A 466-nucleotide genomic window follows, 5' to 3' on the forward strand; every position below is an offset into this window, starting at 1 on the left:
TTTCTCGATCTGCTCGGTCCCCGCGAGGGCCGCAAATGGTCGAAGTTGACCGTCGTGCTCGGCCTGACGCTGGCGGTGACCGCCGTGATCGCAGCGCAGACCGCGCTCGCCTTCGTTTTCGACCCGCGCTACCACGACTTCCCCTACGCATCGCTGACGATGGCGGTGGTGCCGTTCGCGCTGCTGATGCTGAACCGGCCGCAGATCGGCCAGCGTCCGATCGCGGAATCGGTCTTTGCGGGGCTGCTCGCGGTGGCGTCAGCCTATGTGCTGGTCAACGAGGGCCGCGACAACTGGCAGTCGCTGTGGACCTGCGCGATCTATCTGCTGTTCGCGCTCACGCTGTGGCGGGCGCGGGCCGAGCAAATCCAAGAATGAGCAGGCCGATCGCAACGCCCGACAGCACGACGTTGTAGAGCACGATGCCAAGGCCCGCGGCGATGATGCCGACGGTAAGCAGCACGAT

1 protein-coding gene is annotated in these 466 nt (G+C 65.7%); it reads left to right on the plus strand.

What is annotated here, in order from left to right; all coding sequences use genetic code 11:
- A partial coding sequence (locus tag ACNFOC_RS55285) for a hypothetical protein (protein ID WP_416966429.1) occupies nt 1-378 on the plus strand: 378 nt, incomplete at its 5' end.
- Nucleotides 379-466: the final 88 nt, after the last annotated feature.

This window comes from Streptomyces colwelliae, assembly GCF_048158785.1.
Lineage (GTDB): Bacteria > Actinomycetota > Actinomycetes > Streptomycetales > Streptomycetaceae > Streptomyces.